This is a genomic window from Pseudomonas sp. GL_117 (assembly GCF_057835125.1).
Genome location: NZ_CM174418.1, coordinates 5554527 through 5572360 on the forward strand (window position 1 = coordinate 5554527; position 17834 = coordinate 5572360).

At 56.9% G+C, this 17834-nt stretch carries 14 protein-coding genes, 2 tRNA genes and 2 rRNA genes; 9 read left to right on the forward strand and 9 right to left on the reverse strand.

Annotation, left to right across the window (positions count from 1 at the left end; genetic code table 11):
• Positions 1–128: 128 nt before the first annotated feature.
• The 5 genes from AC3ISR_RS25440 to tyrS form a co-directional block, all read right to left on the reverse strand.
• Positions 129–3020: ribosomal RNA gene (locus AC3ISR_RS25440) — 23S ribosomal RNA — on the reverse strand.
• Positions 3021–3267: 247 nt separating this feature from the next.
• Positions 3268–3343 (reverse strand) — tRNA-Ala (locus AC3ISR_RS25445).
• A gap of 30 nt (positions 3344–3373) precedes the next feature.
• A tRNA-Ile gene (locus tag AC3ISR_RS25450) sits at positions 3374–3450 on the reverse strand.
• 83 nt (positions 3451–3533) lie between these two features.
• Positions 3534–5070, reverse strand: a 16S ribosomal RNA gene (locus tag AC3ISR_RS25455).
• Together the 16S and 23S rRNA genes with 2 tRNA genes alongside form the textbook arrangement of a ribosomal RNA operon.
• 496 nt (positions 5071–5566) lie before the next feature.
• Positions 5567–6766 carry a tyrosine--tRNA ligase gene (tyrS, locus tag AC3ISR_RS25460; protein WP_226454446.1) on the reverse strand — a complete coding sequence of 400 codons (1200 nt, stop codon included), beginning with the start codon at positions 6764–6766 and terminating at the stop codon, positions 5567–5569.
• 209 nt (positions 6767–6975) lie between these two features.
• On the opposite strand from tyrS, the gene AC3ISR_RS25465 reads away from it, so the two are divergent.
• Together AC3ISR_RS25465 and AC3ISR_RS25470 are read left to right on the forward strand one after the other, a co-directional pair.
• Entirely contained in the window at positions 6976–8394 is a 1419-nt protein-coding gene (locus AC3ISR_RS25465; protein ID WP_463984179.1) for a peptidoglycan DD-metalloendopeptidase family protein, read from the forward strand.
• Positions 8395–8397: 3 nt separating this feature from the next.
• Positions 8398–9489, forward strand: coding sequence for an anhydro-N-acetylmuramic acid kinase (locus AC3ISR_RS25470; protein ID WP_192299775.1), 1092 nt, complete (start codon positions 8398–8400; stop codon positions 9487–9489).
• A gap of 65 nt (positions 9490–9554) precedes the next feature.
• On the opposite strand, the gene erpA is transcribed toward AC3ISR_RS25470, so the two are convergent.
• Both erpA and argC read right to left on the reverse strand, forming a co-directional pair.
• Positions 9555–9905, reverse strand: a complete 351-nt coding sequence (erpA, locus tag AC3ISR_RS25475) for an iron-sulfur cluster insertion protein ErpA (protein WP_003176443.1) — start codon at positions 9903–9905, stop codon at positions 9555–9557.
• 165 nt (positions 9906–10070) lie between these two features.
• Positions 10071–11105 carry an N-acetyl-gamma-glutamyl-phosphate reductase gene (gene argC, locus AC3ISR_RS25480; RefSeq protein WP_024077689.1) on the reverse strand — a complete coding sequence of 345 codons (1035 nt, stop codon included), beginning with the start codon at positions 11103–11105 and terminating at the stop codon, positions 10071–10073.
• Positions 11106–11240: 135 nt separating this feature from the next.
• Between argC and hemJ the strand changes: the two genes are divergently transcribed.
• The 6 genes from hemJ to coq7 all read left to right on the forward strand — a co-directional run bounded on the left by hemJ (position 11241) and on the right by coq7 (position 15679).
• Complete coding sequence (gene hemJ / locus AC3ISR_RS25485; RefSeq protein ID WP_192299777.1) at positions 11241–11669, forward strand: protoporphyrinogen oxidase HemJ; 429 nt, start codon at positions 11241–11243, stop codon at positions 11667–11669.
• A gap of 24 nt (positions 11670–11693) precedes the next feature.
• The gene (locus AC3ISR_RS25490) at positions 11694–12656 is read left to right on the forward strand and encodes an NAD(P)H-dependent flavin oxidoreductase (protein ID WP_192299778.1); all 963 of its coding nucleotides are present in this window, start codon (positions 11694–11696) and stop codon (positions 12654–12656) included.
• Between the two features lie 69 nt (positions 12657–12725).
• Positions 12726–13676, forward strand: a complete 951-nt coding sequence (locus tag AC3ISR_RS25495) for a DUF805 domain-containing protein (protein ID WP_226454450.1) — start codon at positions 12726–12728, stop codon at positions 13674–13676.
• Between the two features lie 63 nt (positions 13677–13739).
• Positions 13740–14528 (forward strand): SDR family NAD(P)-dependent oxidoreductase, encoded by a 789-nt coding sequence (locus AC3ISR_RS25500; protein ID WP_192299780.1) that lies wholly within the window; start codon positions 13740–13742, stop codon positions 14526–14528.
• A gap of 46 nt (positions 14529–14574) precedes the next feature.
• A complete protein-coding gene (locus tag AC3ISR_RS25505; RefSeq protein ID WP_192299781.1) occupies positions 14575–14913 on the forward strand; it encodes a histidine triad nucleotide-binding protein in 339 nt (112 codons plus the stop codon).
• Positions 14914–15031: 118 nt separating this feature from the next.
• Positions 15032–15679, forward strand: a complete 648-nt coding sequence (coq7, locus tag AC3ISR_RS25510; protein WP_017739622.1) for a 2-polyprenyl-3-methyl-6-methoxy-1,4-benzoquinone monooxygenase — start codon at positions 15032–15034, stop codon at positions 15677–15679.
• 68 nt (positions 15680–15747) lie between these two features.
• Here coq7 and AC3ISR_RS25515 read toward each other — a convergent pair whose 3' ends face one another.
• Complete coding sequence (locus tag AC3ISR_RS25515) at positions 15748–16170, reverse strand: OsmC family protein (RefSeq protein WP_005792019.1); 423 nt, start codon at positions 16168–16170, stop codon at positions 15748–15750.
• Between the two features lie 247 nt (positions 16171–16417).
• Between AC3ISR_RS25515 and crp the strand changes: the two genes are divergently transcribed.
• Positions 16418–17062 carry a cAMP-activated global transcriptional regulator CRP gene (gene crp, locus AC3ISR_RS25520; RefSeq protein WP_192299782.1) on the forward strand — a complete coding sequence of 215 codons (645 nt, stop codon included), beginning with the start codon at positions 16418–16420 and terminating at the stop codon, positions 17060–17062.
• Here the strand turns inward: crp and AC3ISR_RS25525 are convergent.
• A complete protein-coding gene (locus AC3ISR_RS25525; RefSeq protein WP_192299783.1) occupies positions 17059–17754 on the reverse strand; it encodes a lipoate--protein ligase family protein in 696 nt (231 codons plus the stop codon). The genes crp and AC3ISR_RS25525 overlap by 4 nt on opposite strands.
• Positions 17755–17834 lie beyond the last annotated feature (80 nt).

Sequence of the window (17834 nt, forward strand, 5' to 3'; positions counted from 1 at the left end):
GCTTATGCCTCGCTTCAGCAAATTGGGTATGTGATAGCTTTCGGTGTTTTGTGAGCGTCGAACTTTCGGTTCATTTCGTCTTCACACACCGCAATCTGGCCTTTCGACGCAAATTGCTTGGGTGTTATATGGTCAAGCCTCACGGGCAATTAGTATTGGTTAGCTCAACGCCTCACAGCGCTTACACACCCAACCTATCAACGTCGTAGTCTTCGACGGCCCTTCAGGGAACTCAAGGTTCCAGTGAGATCTCATCTTGAGGCTAGTTTCCCGCTTAGATGCTTTCAGCGGTTATCTATTCCGAACATAGCTACCCGGCAATGCCACTGGCGTGACAACCGGAACACCAGAGGTTCGTCCACTCCGGTCCTCTCGTACTAGGAGCAGCCCCTCTCAAATCTCAAACGTCCACGGCAGATAGGGACCGAACTGTCTCACGACGTTCTAAACCCAGCTCGCGTACCACTTTAAATGGCGAACAGCCATACCCTTGGGACCGGCTTCAGCCCCAGGATGTGATGAGCCGACATCGAGGTGCCAAACACCGCCGTCGATATGAACTCTTGGGCGGTATCAGCCTGTTATCCCCGGAGTACCTTTTATCCGTTGAGCGATGGCCCTTCCATACAGAACCACCGGATCACTAAGACCTACTTTCGTACCTGCTCGACGTGTCTGTCTCGCAGTCAAGCGCGCTTTTGCCTTTATACTCTACGACCGATTTCCGACCGGTCTGAGCGCACCTTCGTACTCCTCCGTTACTCTTTAGGAGGAGACCGCCCCAGTCAAACTACCCACCATACACTGTCCTCGATCCGGATAACGGACCTGAGTTAGAACCTCAAAGTTGCCAGGGTGGTATTTCAAGGATGGCTCCACGCGAACTGGCGTCCACGCTTCAAAGCCTCCCACCTATCCTACACAAGCAAATTCAAAGTCCAGTGCAAAGCTATAGTAAAGGTTCACGGGGTCTTTCCGTCTAGCCGCGGATACACTGCATCTTCACAGCGATTTCAATTTCACTGAGTCTCGGGTGGAGACAGCGCCGCCATCGTTACGCCATTCGTGCAGGTCGGAACTTACCCGACAAGGAATTTCGCTACCTTAGGACCGTTATAGTTACGGCCGCCGTTTACCGGGGCTTCGATCAAGAGCTTCGCGTTAGCTAACCCCATCAATTAACCTTCCGGCACCGGGCAGGCGTCACACCCTATACGTCCACTTTCGTGTTTGCAGAGTGCTGTGTTTTTAATAAACAGTCGCAGCGGCCTGGTATCTTCGACCGGCATGAGCTTACGGAGCAAGTCCTTCACCCTCACCGGCGCACCTTCTCCCGAAGTTACGGTGCCATTTTGCCTAGTTCCTTCACCCGAGTTCTCTCAAGCGCCTTGGTATTCTCTACCCAACCACCTGTGTCGGTTTGGGGTACGGTTCCTGGTTACCTGAAGCTTAGAAGCTTTTCTTGGAAGCATGGCATCAACCACTTCGTTACCTAAAAGGTAACTCGTCATCAGCTCTCGGCCTTAAGATCCCGGATTTACCTAAGATCTCAGCCTACCACCTTAAACTTGGACAACCAACGCCAAGCTGGCCTAGCCTTCTCCGTCCCTCCATCGCAATAACCAGAAGTACAGGAATATTAACCTGTTTTCCATCGACTACGCTTTTCAGCCTCGCCTTAGGGACCGACTAACCCTGCGTCGATTAACGTTGCGCAGGAAACCTTGGTCTTTCGGCGTGGGTGTTTTTCACACCCATTGTCGTTACTCATGTCAGCATTCGCACTTCTGATACCTCCAGCAAGCTTCTCAACTCACCTTCACAGGCTTACAGAACGCTCCTCTACCGCATCACTTACGTGATACCCGTAGCTTCGGTGTATGGTTTGAGCCCCGTTACATCTTCCGCGCAGGCCGACTCGACTAGTGAGCTATTACGCTTTCTTTAAAGGGTGGCTGCTTCTAAGCCAACCTCCTAGCTGTCTAAGCCTTCCCACATCGTTTCCCACTTAACCATAACTTTGGGACCTTAGCTGACGGTCTGGGTTGTTTCCCTTTTCACGACGGACGTTAGCACCCGCCGTGTGTCTCCCATGCTCGGCACTTGTAGGTATTCGGAGTTTGCATCGGTTTGGTAAGTCGGGATGACCCCCTAGCCGAAACAGTGCTCTACCCCCTACAGTGATACATGAGGCGCTACCTAAATAGCTTTCGAGGAGAACCAGCTATCTCCGAGCTTGATTAGCCTTTCACTCCGATCCACAGGTCATCCGCTAACTTTTCAACGGTAGTCGGTTCGGTCCTCCAGTTAGTGTTACCCAACCTTCAACCTGCCCATGGATAGATCGCCCGGTTTCGGGTCTATTCCCAGCGACTAGACGCCCTATTAAGACTCGCTTTCGCTACGCCTCCCCTATTCGGTTAAGCTCGCCACTGAAAATAAGTCGCTGACCCATTATACAAAAGGTACGCAGTCACAGAACAAAGTCTGCTCCCACTGCTTGTACGCATACGGTTTCAGGATCTATTTCACTCCCCTCTCCGGGGTTCTTTTCGCCTTTCCCTCACGGTACTAGTTCACTATCGGTCAGTCAGTAGTATTTAGCCTTGGAGGATGGTCCCCCCATATTCAGACAAAGTTTCTCGTGCTCCGTCCTACTCGATTTCATGACTAAGAGATTTTCGCGTACAGGGCTATCACCCACTATGGCCGCACTTTCCAGAGCGTTCCGCTAATCTCAAAGCCACTTAAGGGCTAGTCCCCGTTCGCTCGCCACTACTAAGGGAATCTCGGTTGATTTCTTTTCCTCAGGGTACTTAGATGTTTCAGTTCCCCTGGTTCGCTTCTTGCACCTATGTATTCAGTACAAGATAACCATCTTATGATGGCTGGGTTCCCCCATTCAGACATCTCCGGATCAAAGTCTGTTTGCCGACTCCCCGAAGCTTTTCGCAGGCTACCACGTCTTTCATCGCCTCTGACTGCCAAGGCATCCACCGTATGCGCTTCTTCACTTGACCATATAACCCCAAGCAATCTGGTTATACTGTGAAGACAACATTCGCCGAAAATTCGAATTTCTCAACTAAGAGAACTCACAAATTTTACCTTAGCCTGATCCGTTACCAGTGAAAGTAACGTTCAGTCTATCTTTCTATCACATACCCAAATTTTTAAAGAACGATCTAATCAAAGACTAGAAATCAACATTCACCATCGTCACGATGGAATGCTCATTTCTAAGCTTTCAACAAACAGAAGCAGTAGTGGTGGAGCCAAACGGGATCGAACCGTTGACCTCCTGCGTGCAAGGCAGGCGCTCTCCCAGCTGAGCTATGGCCCCGTATTTCTACAGGCGTTTCCCACACAAAATTGGTGGGTCTGGGCAGATTCGAACTGCCGACCTCACCCTTATCAGGGGTGCGCTCTAACCAACTGAGCTACAGACCCAATTTCGGGCTGCTTCTTTATCGTCTTCTTCAATGAATCAAGCAATTCGTGTGGGAACTTATGGAGCAGCTGATGTCGTCGATTAAGGAGGTGATCCAGCCGCAGGTTCCCCTACGGCTACCTTGTTACGACTTCACCCCAGTCATGAATCACACCGTGGTAACCGTCCTCCCGAAGGTTAGACTAGCTACTTCTGGTGCAACCCACTCCCATGGTGTGACGGGCGGTGTGTACAAGGCCCGGGAACGTATTCACCGCGACATTCTGATTCGCGATTACTAGCGATTCCGACTTCACGCAGTCGAGTTGCAGACTGCGATCCGGACTACGATCGGTTTTATGGGATTAGCTCCACCTCGCGGCTTGGCAACCCTCTGTACCGACCATTGTAGCACGTGTGTAGCCCAGGCCGTAAGGGCCATGATGACTTGACGTCATCCCCACCTTCCTCCGGTTTGTCACCGGCAGTCTCCTTAGAGTGCCCACCATTACGTGCTGGTAACTAAGGACAAGGGTTGCGCTCGTTACGGGACTTAACCCAACATCTCACGACACGAGCTGACGACAGCCATGCAGCACCTGTCTCAATGTTCCCGAAGGCACCAATCCATCTCTGGAAAGTTCATTGGATGTCAAGGCCTGGTAAGGTTCTTCGCGTTGCTTCGAATTAAACCACATGCTCCACCGCTTGTGCGGGCCCCCGTCAATTCATTTGAGTTTTAACCTTGCGGCCGTACTCCCCAGGCGGTCAACTTAATGCGTTAGCTGCGCCACTAAAAGCTCAAGGCTTCCAACGGCTAGTTGACATCGTTTACGGCGTGGACTACCAGGGTATCTAATCCTGTTTGCTCCCCACGCTTTCGCACCTCAGTGTCAGTATTAGTCCAGGTGGTCGCCTTCGCCACTGGTGTTCCTTCCTATATCTACGCATTTCACCGCTACACAGGAAATTCCACCACCCTCTACCATACTCTAGTCAGTCAGTTTTGAATGCAGTTCCCAGGTTGAGCCCGGGGATTTCACATCCAACTTAACAAACCACCTACGCGCGCTTTACGCCCAGTAATTCCGATTAACGCTTGCACCCTCTGTATTACCGCGGCTGCTGGCACAGAGTTAGCCGGTGCTTATTCTGTCGGTAACGTCAAAACAGATACGTATTAGGTAACTGCCCTTCCTCCCAACTTAAAGTGCTTTACAATCCGAAGACCTTCTTCACACACGCGGCATGGCTGGATCAGGCTTTCGCCCATTGTCCAATATTCCCCACTGCTGCCTCCCGTAGGAGTCTGGACCGTGTCTCAGTTCCAGTGTGACTGATCATCCTCTCAGACCAGTTACGGATCGTCGCCTTGGTGAGCCATTACCCCACCAACTAGCTAATCCGACCTAGGCTCATCTGATAGCGCAAGGCCCGAAGGTCCCCTGCTTTCTCCCGTAGGACGTATGCGGTATTAGCGTCCGTTTCCGAACGTTATCCCCCACTACCAGGCAGATTCCTAGGCATTACTCACCCGTCCGCCGCTCTCAAGAGAAGCAAGCTTCTCTCTACCGCTCGACTTGCATGTGTTAGGCCTGCCGCCAGCGTTCAATCTGAGCCATGATCAAACTCTTCAGTTCAAACATCTTTGGGTTTTTAAGAAACCCTAAACTTGGCTCAGCAATCGTTGGTTACATCTTTGATTTCTCGCGGAGTAACTTGTGATGCTGATAATCTTGTTGACTATCAGTCTGACTCCACAAGCACCCACACGAATTGCTTGATTCAGTTGTTAAAGAGCGGTTGGTTAAGATCTTTCGTCTCAACCGAGGCGCGCATTCTACAGCAGCCTCATTTGCTGTCAAGTGATTATTTTCAGAAGCTTTCGAAGATTTCTTCAACAACTTCAACCACTTGCGCTTACGATCTCTCGTTAGCGGGAGGCGAATTCTACAGCGTTACACGCCGCTGTCAACACCTCTTTTTCAACTTCCTCAGCGCTTCGATGAACTGAAGCAACCCGCTGCCGAAAACTGCGTAACTCATTGTTTACCAAGGAGTTTTCCGTTTCGACTGCGCCGGAAGTGGGGCGAATTATAGACAGTTACAATTCGCCGTCAACACTTAATTACAGGTTTATTCGGATTTGAGCGTAATACGCGCAAATGCCTTCTTCCCAGCCTGGCAGACATGGGTAGCGCCCAGCTCGTATATAAAGGTGCGATCAACAACTTCACCATCTATACGCACGCCGCCCGAACCCAACAGATCACGCGCAACCGCCGAGTTCTTCACCAAGCCCGCCTTATTAAGTACGGCCGCAATCGGCATGGCTTCCGCAGCAGACAGCTCAACTTCCGGCAGATCATCCGGCAGCTCGCCATCCTTCATGCGGTTGCCAGCGCCACGATGAGCGCTGGCCGCAGCCTCCTCACCATGGAAGCGCGCAACAATCTCTTCCGCCAGCTTGATCTTCACATCACGCGGGTTGGCACCTGCCTCGACATCAGCACGCAACGCATTGATCTCATCCATCGAACGGAAGCTCAACAGCTCGAAGTAACGCCACATCAGGGCATCCGGAATCGAAACAAGCTTGCCGTACATCACGCCCGGCGCTTCCTGGATACCGACATAGTTACCCAGCGACTTGGACATCTTCTTGACGCCATCCAAGCCCTCCAGCAACGGCATGGTCAGAATGCACTGAGCTTCCTGCCCATAGGCACGCTGCAGCTCACGCCCCATCAGCAGGTTGAACTTCTGATCCGTGCCACCCAACTCAACGTCCGCACGCAACGCCACCGAGTCATAGCCCTGAACCAGCGGATAGAGGAACTCATGAATAGCGATTGGCTGATTGGTTGAATAGCGCTTATCGAAGTCGTCACGCTCAAGCATGCGTGCCACGGTGTACTGGGAAGTCAGGCGAATAAAATCCGCCGGCCCCATTTGATCCATCCACGTGGAGTTGAACGCCACTTCAGTCTTGGCCGGATCAAGAATCTTGAACACCTGAGTCTTGTAGGTCTCGGCATTGTCGAGCACTTGCTCGCGAGTCAACGGTGGACGCGTCGCGCTCTTGCCGCTCGGATCACCGATCATCCCGGTGAAGTCACCTATAAGGAAGATCACCTGGTGCCCCAGCTCCTGGAACTGGCGCAGCTTATTAATAAGCACGGTGTGACCCAGGTGCAGATCCGGCGCAGTCGGATCAAAGCCGGCTTTAATACGCAGGGGCTGGCCACGCTTGAGCTTTTCAATCAGCTCAGCCTCAACCAACAGTTCTTCCGCACCACGTTTTATCAGCGCTAGCTGCTCTTCAACCGACTTCATAACAGACCCGCAAGGCTCAGATTCAAAAGGGAACCAACCATACAAGATCAGGGACTAATTACAAGTTTTGCCCTGCGCACGGACACCGTTCAGCAAGCCCAGCGTTCGCGAGCTTGCGCCACAGATGATTTGGTTATATTTTATACAGTTATTTCATCTTCATCATGTCATTCATCTTTTCCATTTCATCTTCAAAGTCAAAATTACTTATGACCACTGAACCGTCTAAAGCGCCTCCGCTTTACCCGAAGACCCACCTGCTCGCAGCAAGTGGTATCGCCGCCCTTCTCAGCCTGGCACTCCTGGTATTCCCTTCCAGTGACGTAGAAGCCAAACGAACATCCCTGAGCCTTGACCTGGAAAGTCCAGTTGAACAACTGACACAAGATCAAGACGCTTCCGACGCACAACAAGCCACAAATGCGCCAAGCGAATCGCCGTTCGCCCAGATAGAAAGCGCTCCAGAAGACACCCAGCAAGCCGCCCAGGGTCAACCCGCGCCTGCTGCAGCCACCGCCAAGAACCCTCAGCACCGCGAAGTGGTCGTGGCCAAGGGCGACACGCTATCTACGCTGTTCGAGAAGGTCGGCCTGCCTGCTGCCACGGTAAATGACGTGCTCGCCAGCGATAAGCAAGCCAAGCAGTTCACCCAACTCAAGCACGGACAAAAGCTGGAGTTCGAACTCACGCCCGACGGCCAGTTGAACAACCTGCACAGCAGCGTCAGCGACCTCGAAATCATTACCCTGACCAAGGGCGCCAAAGGCTTCGCCTTCAACCGCATCACGACCAAACCGGTAATGCGTTCGGCCTACGCACACGGCGTGATCAACAGTTCCTTGTCGCAATCGGCCGCCCGCGCCGGTCTGTCCCACAGCATGACCATGGACATGGCCAGCGTGTTTGGCTATGACATTGACTTCGCACAGGACATCCGCCAAGGCGACGAATTCGACGTCATTTACGAACAAAAGGTCGCCAACGGCAAAGTGGTAGGCACCGGCAGCATCCTCTCCGCACGCTTCACCAACCGCGGCAAGACTTACACCGCCGTGCGCTACACCAACAAACAAGGCAACAGCAGCTACTACACCGCCGACGGCAACAGCATGCGCAAGGCCTTCATCCGCACACCCGTGGACTTCGCTCGCATTAGCTCGCGTTTCTCCATGGGCCGCAAGCATCCAATTCTGAACAAAATCCGCGCCCATAAAGGCGTCGACTACGCCGCCCCTCGCGGCACACCGATCAAGGCAGCGGGTGACGGCAAAGTGCTGCTGGCCGGGCGTCGTGGCGGTTATGGCAACACCGTGATCATTCAGCACGGCAACACCTACCGTACGCTCTACGGTCACATGCAGGGCTTTGCCAAAGGCGTGCAGACCGGCGGCACCGTGAAACAAGGCCAGGTCATTGGCTACATCGGCACCACTGGCCTGTCTACCGGCCCGCACTTGCACTATGAATTCCAGGTCAACGGCGTACACGTCGACCCGCTGGGCCAGAAGCTGCCGATGGCCGATCCGATTGCCAAGGCTGAGCGCGCGCGCTTCATGCAGCAAAGCCAGCCGCTGATGGCGCGCATGGACCAGGAGCGCTCCACGCTGCTGGCTTCGGCGAAGCGCTAAGGTATGTCGCTCTATATAGGAGTGATGTCCGGAACCAGCCTCGACGGCCTGGACATAGCCCTCATCAAACAAGACTCGGCGATCGCACTGGTCGCCAGCCACTACATCCCCATGCCCGACGCCCTGCGCACCGAGCTGCTCGGACTGTGCGCCAGCGGCCCGGACGAGATCGCACGCTCGGCCATTGCCCAGCAACACTGGGTTACGCTTGCCGCTCAAGGCATTCACGCCTTGCTCGACCAGCAAAACCTCAAGCCCCAGGATATTCGCGCGATTGGCAGCCACGGCCAGACCATCCGCCACGAGCCTGCACGGGGCTTTACGGTGCAGATCGGCAACCCTGCCCTGCTCACCGAGCTGACAGGTATTACCGTGGTCAGCGACTTCCGTAGCCGCGACGTCGCCGCCGGCGGCCAAGGCGCACCGCTGGTTCCAGCCTTTCACGAAGCACTGTTTGGTGAACGCACCGGCAATAACGCGGTGTTGAATGTGGGAGGTTTCAGCAACCTCAGCCTGATCGAGACCGGCAAGCCGGTAGCCGGCTTCGACTGCGGCCCAGGCAATGTGCTGCTCGATGCGTGGATTCATCAACAACGCGGCAAACACTTCGACCTTGATGGCCAATGGGCAGCCAGCGGCAGTATCGTGCCCCAGCTCCTCAACGCCTTGCTCAGCGACCCCTTCTTCTTGACCAAGGGCCCTAAAAGCACCGGCCGCGAAGTGTTCAACCTGGGATGGCTGCAACAACACCTCTCCCGCTTGCCTGTATTCGAGCAGCAGGACGTTCAGGCCACCCTACTGGAACTGACCGCCCTGACCATCGTGGAGTCTCTGCAAACCGCCCAACCCCAGACCGAAACCTTGCTGGTCTGTGGCGGTGGCGCACATAACTCGACATTGATGAATCGTCTGGCGACGCTACTGCCCTCCACTCAGGTCAGCAGTACAGCCACCCACGGCGTAGACCCTGACTGGGTAGAAGCGATGGCCTTCGCCTGGCTGGCCCACTGCTGCCTGGAGGGAATCGCCGCCAACCGCCCCAGCGTTACCGGAGCACGCGGGCTTCGCGTATTGGGCGCGATCTATCCAGCCTGAACCCCGCACAGCAAAACGCCGCTTGGCCGATTAAAGCCAAGCGGCGTTTTTGTATCCGCTATCGATCAGATCGAGAACGAAGACCCGCAACCACAGGTAGTCGTGGCATTAGGGTTCTTGATCACAAAACGCGAACCCTCCAGACCTTCCTGATAATCCACCTCGGCGCCTGCCAGGTACTGGAAGCTCATCGGGTCCACGACCAGGCTCACGCCCTCGCGTTCGACGATGGTGTCGTCATCGGCTACATCTTCATCGAAGGTAAAACCGTACTGAAACCCTGAACAACCGCCGCCCGTAACAAACACGCGCAGCTTCAAGCGATCATTACCCTCTTCATCGACCAGGCTCTTCACCTTGTGCGCAGCACCGTGGGTGAATTGCAAAGCCGTGGGGGTGAAGGATTCGACGCTCATGCTGATAATCTCCCGGCGTACCGCCGCCATATGCGTAATGGCGGGCATTATCCGCTTCTCCTAGAAAAGCGGTCAACTATTGTTACGGTATATCAATCTGCGCTGGCGCCATTAAAAACACAAAAGGCCCGATCAACGGGCCTTTTGCACATCCAGCCAGCGGCCTTAAGGCAGCATGCCTGCGTGGGACAAGCCCAACTTCTCATCCAGGCCGAAGAGGATGTTCATGTTCTGCACCGCCTGGCCCGACGCGCCCTTGACCAGGTTATCGATCACCGACAGCACCACGACCAGGTCGCCATCCTGCGGACGATGCACGGCGATACGGCACACGTTGGCGCCACGCACACTGCGGGTTTCCGGGTGGCTGCCGGCAGGCATCACATCGACGAACGGTTCGTTGGCATAACGTTTTTCAAACAGTGCCTGCAGATCTACCGAACGATCGACCACGGTCGCGTACAACGTGGAGTGAATGCCACGGATCATCGGCGTCAGGTGCGGCACAAACGTCAGGCCCACCTCCTTGCCGGCGGCGCGACGCAGCCCCTGGCGGATTTCCGGCAAGTGACGATGCCCTTTTACCGCATAGGCCTTCATGCTTTCCGACGTCTCGGAGTACAGCGAGCCTACGGCAGCACCACGACCGGCACCGCTGACGCCCGACTTGCAGTCCGCGATCAAACGCGATGCATCCGCCAGCCCGGCTTCCAGCAATGGCAGGAAACCCAGTTGTGTCGCGGTCGGATAGCAACCGGGCACGGCAATCAGGCGGGCTTGCTTGATCTGCTCACGATTGACTTCCGGCAGACCGTAGACAGCCTCCTCAAGCAACTCCGGCGCACCGTGCGGCTGGCCGTACCACTTGGCCCACTCATCGGCATCTTGCAGGCGGAAGTCCGCAGACAGGTCGATCACCTTGGTGCCGGCCGCCAGCAGCTCACCGGCCAGCGCATGGGCAACACCGTGCGGGGTCGCGAAGAACACCACGTCGCAGGCGCCCAGGGTCTTGATGTCCGGCACGCTGAACGCCAGGCCATCGTAGTGGCCTCGCAGGTTCGGGTACATATCGGCCACGGCCAGCCCAGCCTCGGATCGGGAAGTGATGACCACCACCTCTGCTTGCGGATGCTGAGCCAACAGACGCAGCAATTCGACACCGGTGTAACCCGTGCCGCCGACGATACCGACCTTGACCATAAACCTGCCCTCAACGAACCCACTGGAAAGCCGACGATAATAGGGGCCGTATCGTCCTGCGACAACCGCCAACGTGACGTACGGGCGCATCAGCCACTACTATCTTCGCTACCGTGAACCTGGGAATAACTAAAAATGCTTTATCTATGGGTCAAAGCCTTCCACATCATCAGCATCGTCTGCTGGTTTGCCGGGCTGTTCTACCTGCCACGCCTGTTCGTGTACCACGCCCAAAGCGAAGACACCGTCAGCCAGGAACGCTTCAGCCTCATGGAGCGCAAGCTGTATCGCGGCATCATGGGCCCGGCGATGCTTGCCGCGCTGATTTTCGGCGGCTGGCTGATCTACCTGAACCCGAGCATCTTTCACTCGGGCGGCTGGATCCACGCCAAGCTGACCCTTGTCGTGCTGCTTATCGGCTACCACCACATGTGCGGCGCGCAGGTGAAACGCTTTGCCCGTGGCGAAAACACCCGCAGCCATGTCTTTTATCGCTGGTTCAATGAAGTCCCGGTTCTGCTATTGCTGGCTATCGTAATTTTGGTCGTGGTCAAACCGTTCTAACTTCAATCACACGGGGTCAATCCAATGTCGCTGCCCGCTCTGCTTGAACAACGTCTGCGCCTGCCGGTGGTGGTCGCGCCGATGTTTCTGATTTCCAACCCGCAACTGGTGCTGGCCTGCTGCCGTAATGGTGTCGTCGGGAGTTTCCCGGCACTCAACCAGCGCGAAAGCAGTGGTTTCAAAGCCTGGCTGGAAGAAATCGAAGCGGGCCTGGCGCAGTTGGACAACCCCGCGCCATATGCCGTGAACCTGATCGTGCACAACAGCAACCCGCGACTGGAGGCCGACCTGGCGATCTGCGTCGAGCACAAGGTGCCAATCGTCATCACCAGCCTTGGCGCGGTGAAGGAACTGGTCGACGCCGTGCACAGCTATGGCGGCCTGGTGTTCCACGACGTCACCACCCGGCGCCATGCCGAGAAAGCCGCTGAAGCCGGTGTGGATGGCCTGATCGCCGTGGCCGCAGGCGCCGGCGGCCATGCCGGTACCTGGAGCCCGTTCGCGCTGATCGCCGAGATTCGTCAGTTCTTCGACAAGACCCTGCTGCTGGCCGGCTGCCTCAACCACGGGCACGAGATCCTCGCGGCCCAGTTACTGGGGGCTGACCTGGCGTATTTCGGCACTCGCTTTATCGGCACCACCGAAAGCCACGCCCCGGATGCCTATAAAGAGATGCTGCTCACATCGCGCGCCGCCGACATCGTGCACACTCCTGCAGTCTCCGGCGTACCCGCCAGCTTTATGCGCCAGAGTCTGGAAAACGCCGGTTTCGACCTCGCTGCGCTGCAAGGCAAGGGTGAAGTCAACTTCGGCTCCAAGCTCAAGCCGTTGAGCGACGAAGCCAAGGCCTGGAAGACCGTATGGTCGGCCGGCCAAGGCGTTGGTGAGATCAAAGATTTACCCAGCGTCGATGAACTGGTTGCGCGCCTGGATGCCGAATACCGCAAGGCGCACGAACAGGCGGTACAATTGCGCTGGCCACGCTGAACCAACCGCAAGGCCTGCCGCTTGGGCAGGCCTGCATTACCTCACAGATAAAGTGACAAGGAAGCCCGCATGAGCGACAACCGTTTCAAGATTGTGTTTGATGGAGCCTTGCTCCCGGGGGTCGAAAGCGCCACTGCCAAACTCAACCTGGCCGAGCTGTTCAAGAGTGAAGTCGACGCCATCGAAAAACTCTTCACCGGCCGCCCGGTCGCGCTGAAACGCGACCTGTCCCGCCCCGATGCCGAAACCTACCTCAATGCACTGAAAAACGCCGGGGTCGACGCACGCATCGAAACCGAGCAACCCGTAGCGTTCAACCTTGCCGAAACACACGAAACCGGTTCCGGCCCCTCCGCCGCCGCATCCCCTTACGCGCCGCCCCGCGCCGCTGTGGGTGACGACTTGCCGGAATTCTCCACCCTGAAGGTGTTCACCATCCACGGGCGTATCGGTCGCCTGCGCTACCTGGCATGGACGCTGGTGTTGACCGTCGCGATGCTGGTCGCCTCGGGCATCATCGCCACTGCCGGCTTCGCCGTGGCAACCGCCTCGCCGACGGCAGGCATGATTCTCGGCATCCTGCTGGGGTTTGCGTTGTTCGTCGCACTGCTGTGGGTCAGCGTGCAAATCGCCGTGCAGCGCCTGCATGACCTGGGCTGGTCCGGTTGGTTGTGGTTCCTCAACCTGGTGCCGCTGGTGAACAGCGTCTTCCCGATCCTGCTGCTGGTATTGCCAGGCAATGCAGGCGCCAACCAATACGGCGCGCCACCACCGCGCAACTCCACCGCGGTAAAGGTCCTGGCCACCCTATGGCTGGCGTTTATCCCGGTAATGCTGGCGATTGTGGTGACCCTGGGTATGAACGGTTACCTGAACCAACTTGAAGCCAACGTCGACAGCAGCTACGAAAACAGCTCCATCACCTCCGATGCCGACACCGACCAGAGCGTGATCGTTGATGAAGACGAAGCGCAAAGTGCTGACGAAGCGGCCGAACCTGTAGACTCTCCAGAACAGTGAAGAAACGCCCGCCGCCTGTGATGCCTCTGTCACAGGCTCGGCGGCGTTGCGATGGAGAAAGGCATGACCCGTTACGCTCTGATCACCGGTGCCTCCAGCGGCATCGGCCTGGCTTTGGCCGAAGCCTTGGCCCGTCGCGGCCGCAGCTTGATTCTGGTGGCCCGCCAGCGTGATCAGTTGGAAAGCATTGCACTCGAATTGACCCAACGTTTCGGCGTGGAGGTGCTGTTTCGAGCCTGCGACCTGGGCGAACCGCTGCGTTTGTCCGGGTTCCTGCTGGAGCTGGAAGAAGGCGAACGGCAGATCGACCTGCTGGTCAACTGCGCCGGCATCGGTACCAGCGGCCCCTTCCTGGCCCAGGACTGGATGACCGAACAGGACCTGATCGAAGTCAACATCCTCGCCCTCACCCGTATGTGTCACGCCCTTGGCAACGCCATGGCGCTGCACGGCGGCGGGCAGATTCTCAACGTTGCCTCGGTGGCCGCGTTTCAGCCCGGCCCATGGATGAGCAGCTACTACGCCAGCAAGGCTTACGTGCTGCACTTCTCAGAAGGTTTGCGTGAAGAGTTGAAGACCTGCGGCATCAAGGTCTCGGTACTCTGCCCCGGCCCGACGCGCACCGCGTTCTTCGGCACTGCGCAAATGGATACCGCCAAGCTCGACCGCAGCGAAAAACTGATGAGTCCGGAAGAAGTGGCACTCTTCACCGTACGCGCCCTCGACAAGAACAAAGCCATCATCATTCCCGGCCGACGCAACCGCTGGCTCGCCTTCAGCCCGCGTTTCAGCCCACGCTGGCTGACTCGCAAGATTGCCGGCGCGATCAACAAGGCCTATTGCCCGCGTTGATTGCCTGAGTACACTCACCCTGCCTACTCATAATGGAGAAACAGCTGTGGATACTCTGTTCACCAAGATCATCAACAGAGAAATACCGGCCGACATCATCTACGAAGATGACCAGGTCCTGGCCTTCAAGGACATCCACCCGGCAGCACCCGTGCACTTTCTGGTCATCCCGAAGAAGCACATCGCGACCCTCAACGACCTGACCGAAGAAGACAAGGCCCTGGCCGGCCATATCTTGTTCACCGCCCAGCGCCTGGCACTGGAGCAGGGCTGCGAGGAAGGTTTCCGCGTGGTGATGAACTGCAACCCGAAAGGCGGGCAGACCGTTTATCACATCCATATGCATGTGCTCGGTCAACGCCAGATGAACTGGCCGCCGGGCTGATCAGCCCCTCAGCAACGGTCGTGCGCCCCAGGCCGCGACCCCATGGGCTTGACGCAGCGCAAACGCTTCCCCCTCTCTTGCGGTAAACTGGCCGCCGAGATTCTTCCCGGAGGTCAGCATGACTACCCAACGTCACTACTCGCCGATTGACCGTCTGTTGTTGCAAGCCGACATGGCCATGCGCACGCTGTTGCCGTTCAGCGGCCAGCCGTATCGCCCCTCGCCTGCCATCGTGCAGCCCGACGCACAGATGAGCGAGACCGACACCCGCCACGTCGCGGGCCTGATGCGCATCAATCATACCGGCGAAGTCTGTGCCCAAGCGCTGTACCAGGGCCAGGCGCTGACCGCCAAGCTGCCGCAAGTACGCGCGGCCATGGAACATGCGGCCGAGGAAGAAATCGACCACCTGGCCTGGTGCGAGCAGCGCATTCGGCAGTTGGGCAGCCACCCGAGCGTGCTCAACCCGCTGTTCTACGGTTTGTCATTTGGCATCGGCGCCGCCGCCGGCCTGATCAGCGACAAGGTCAGCCTGGGTTTTGTCGCCGCCACCGAACATCAAGTGTGCAAACACCTGGACGAGCACCTTGAGCAATTACCGGCCGAGGACGAAAAGTCCCGGGCGATTCTCGAGCAAATGCGCATCGACGAGGAACACCACGCAGAAAGCGCACTGGACGCCGGCGGTTTCCGCTTCCCGGCGCCGGTACGATTTGGCATGAGCCTACTGGCCAAGGTCATGACCAAAAGCACGTACCGAATCTGAATACATCAAATCCAATCCACAAAAAAGGGCGCTTTCTAAGCGCCCTTTCTTTTTGCCGGAACGTGCGATCAACCCAGCTCGATAATCTCGTAGTCATGGGTGATGGCCACACCGGCCGCGCCGAGCATGATCGACGCCGAGCAGTACTTCTCGGCCGACAGCTCGATGGCACGCTTGACCTGGGCTTCCTTCAACGCCCGCCCCTTCACCACAAAATGCATGTGGATCTTGGTAAACACCTTGGGATCTTCAGTGGCGCGCTCGGCTTCCAGGAAGGCTTCGCAGCTTTCCACGGCCTGCCGGGACTTCTTCAGGATGCTGACCACGTCGAAATTACTGCAACCGCCTACACCAAGCAGGAGCATTTCCATCGGGCGTACGCCCAGGTTACGGCCACCGGCTTCCGGCGGGCCGTCCATGACCACGACATGGCCACTGCCCGACTCACCGAGGAACATGGCTTCGCCCGCCCATTGGATGCGTGCCTTCATCGCCCAGACTCCACTGCTAAAAAAGGGTCGCCAGCTTAGCACAGGGCCCGCCGCCGACTGCGTTTCGCATCAAAGCGATCAATAGCAGGGTTTGCCGAGAAAATTGGCTAATCGAGTCAGAATGTGTCTGGTAAGCTGGCGCCAAATGGATGGCGTATTGCTAGTATTTATACAACGTGTATCAATGCCGATACCCACACAAATACAAAAACTCCGACCCCTTGCGCTGTCTTTTCGGGATACAAACATGGTTGCTCTTACGCCCATACCCAAGATCAAGAATCTCGACAAGCTACTGATGCACTGCCAACGTCGGCGTTATCCGGCCAAACACAACATTATCTGCGCCGGCGAACGTTCCGAGACACTGTTCTTCATCATCAAGGGCTCGGTCACCATCCTGATCGAAGACGAAGACGGCCGCGAGATGATCATCGCCTACCTCAACACCGGCGATTTCTTTGGTGAGCTGGGGCTGTTCGAGCAAGCAGGCAAGGAACAGGAACGCAGTGCGTGGGTGCGCGCCAAGGTCGAGTGCGAAGTGGCCGAGATCAGCTACGCCAAGTTTCGCGAGTTGGCCCAGCAAGACCCGGACATTCTCTACGCCCTGAGTGGCCAGATCGCCCAGCGCCTGCGGGACACGACACGCAAGGTCGGCGACCTCGCCTTCTTTGATGTGACCGGCCGCGTAGCCCGCTGCCTGCTGGAGTTGTGCAAGCAGCCCGACGCCATGACCCACCCCGATGGCATGCAGATCAAGATCACACGCCAGGAAATCGGGCGCATTGTCGGTTGTTCACGGGAGATGGTCGGCCGCGTGCTCAAGGATCTCGAAGAACGCAACCTGGTGCACGTCAAAGGCAAGACGATGGTGGTGTTCGGTACACGTTAAAGCGCCAGGAAGCCTGCCAGCATCTGACGATACAACGTGTCCAGGCGGCTGATTGCATCCGGCGCAGGGAAAGCTTCGTGCAAGGCGATATGACTCTCGGCGCGAACCCGCTGTTCCAGCCCGCATGCCGCATTGAAGCGGTTGACCGCCGCGATCAGCTCTTCGCGATCGCCGTCCAGCAACAACGCACCGTGCACCAACCCCACCGGGCGCCCACCGCTTTGGCGCCAGCGTTGGGCCGTGCCGACCATTTTGCGGCCGTTGAGATTGACGTTGTAGCGACCGTCGCAGAACGCGCCATCGATTTCGCCGACAGACGCATCGCCACCCAGCTCGATCAGCAAATCGCAGATTGGCTGGCACAACCGCAAATAGCCGGTTTCGATGCGATTCTGATCGCCTTCACTGCGCGGTGGCGCATAGACCAGGGCGATGTTGACCGTGGCGCTCGACTGCGGCACCGGCTCGCCACCGGTTTCGCGCAGCAACACCGGCCAATCGGCGGCGGCCGAGACCTGGCTGGCGGTTTCGAATGCAGGCAAACGACTCAGCCGACGCGGCATTACCAAGGCTTGATCGCTGGGCTGCCAGAACAGCAGGCCGTATTCCTGGTCGCCTGCGCAAACAGCCGCCAAAAGGTCCTGCTCGGCGGCAAGGCCAGCCTCAACAGTCATCGAAACTGGCTTAACCATCAAACACCTATCTTTCTGAACAAACACAAAACCCAATGTGGGAGCGGGCTTGCCCGCGAAGACGGTGTGTCAGTCACCTA